At 38.9% G+C, this 1,656-nt stretch carries 1 protein-coding gene; it reads right to left on the bottom strand.

Annotated features, from left to right (window positions below; translation table 11 throughout):
* Positions 1–222: 222 nt before the first annotated feature.
* Entirely contained in the window at positions 223–1,050 is an 828-nt protein-coding gene (locus DEM91_RS12445; protein ID WP_410525643.1) for an alpha/beta hydrolase-fold protein, read from the bottom strand.
* Positions 1,051–1,656: the final 606 nt, after the last annotated feature.

Raw genomic sequence — 1,656 nt, 5'->3', positions numbered from 1 at the left:
ATTCCTTTCTTCCTTTACAGGCTTATGAAATTATGTGCATGAGAGGAGGGGTGCAACTGGGTTTTACGACTGACCCTGAATAATGCCAGTTCTGAAAAATCATACAACAAGGCTTTTTAGAAACGACACCATACCTCTGAGAATTGATGAGTGATGCCAAAAACAAGCGACTCAAATCCTCAAAAACATCAAACACAAGATACGCAAAAATTGTGTTCTACCTTAATCTTTATCGTACATATGAGGCAAAGCTCTTAATTCTTGATAAGTGGTCTTGATATCTTCGGGGGTGATGTCAAATGAGCGATCTACCTCACGTGGTGAATCTTTCAGGGAATGATAAAAGAGCCAATCATAAGTTTTCTGAAGATAAAACAACCGCGCAGGTGCTCCATGCCCACCTCCTTGCATCCAGTCGTACCGCAAAAGGTGGTCCATGTCCTTTTGTTGCAAGTATTCAACCACCTTTTTTGATTCCTTAATACTCACCGCTCTATCGGCTGTTCCATGCATAATCCATAGTGGCACACGTCCTAATCCGTCCTGATTCTTCAGCGAGCAACCACCACACAACGCCATTGCGGCAGCGATTTTGTCGGGATAAGTTCCCACAAAATCCATGGTTCCATATCCTCCTAAGCTCATGCCCAAAACATAAACTCGTGTACTGTCCACCCGGTAGTTACTCTTCATCCATTCTAAAAGCGCGTTCAACTTGCTGGGACTCCATGCTCCACCGGGATTTTGAGGTGCCACCACTAATGTAGGAATTACTTTTCCACGATCAATCGCATCCAACACTCCATATCTACGAACCTTGTTCAAATTACGACCACATAAACTGGCACCATGCAGAAAAATAATCAAAGGGAAATCATGATCGTCGTCTATATAGTCCGCAGGCTTATAGAGCCAAAAAGAATAACCGCCTGTAATCACATTCTGTTGCTTTTCAAAGATGCCTTGAGGCTTTAACGATTGCGCCGAAGCACTAAGAACACAAACCAGTAAATATAATGAAAGGAGAGAAGATCGTAAAAACATTTGCATGACTCAACGGATAGGATAATGAAACATATTTCTAAACGCGACAAATTTAATAAAAAAATGACGAACTATTCATCACAAATATCACAAGATTTTGCAACTCACTGAAGAATCTTCACACAGCAACACGGTTCTTTCATTGAAAAAAGTGGCCAATTGTGAAAAACAAAACTTATTTCTTTGGTTTTAACAACCAATCTTACAGCTGCAGCAAATCGCATGGTTTGTGTTCATGGCTTACCCGATTTGTTGCATTGGTTGTAACAAAAATGACCCCTTGATGAAAGCGCTATCTCATTTACAGCATTATCATACATGGTAAAGATTTTCGAAGCTTTTGTCTTATAATTTTACCAAAAAACGGTCATCTAAAATCTTCAAAATAGAAAAAATCAATAGGCAAACGAACTACAAAAATGGGCTGATTTTAACAAATAAAACGTCGATTGAAGCTAAAACATTGAGTTTACGCTCTTGGAAACATACATTAGAGGTGTTATTCACATGCTCCAACAGCATTAAAGCATGCAAATTGTACTTTCCTAAAATCACTTGACAGTCTTTATTCACTTTTCCTAATTTACTTGTCAAATTTTTTCATTCATTCTA

The sequence above is a fragment of the Prevotella sp. TCVGH genome (assembly GCF_023522295.1).
Classification (GTDB): Bacteria; Bacteroidota; Bacteroidia; order Bacteroidales; family Bacteroidaceae; genus Prevotella; species Prevotella timonensis.
This window is presented reverse-complemented; position numbering and strand designations above follow the sequence as displayed.

What these genes read in the sequence shown, in the direction of transcription:
- DEM91_RS12445 (WP_410525643.1), bottom strand. Translation starts at nt 1,050, where the DNA reads ATGCAAATGTTTTTACGATCTTCTCTCCTTTCATTATATTTACTGGTT.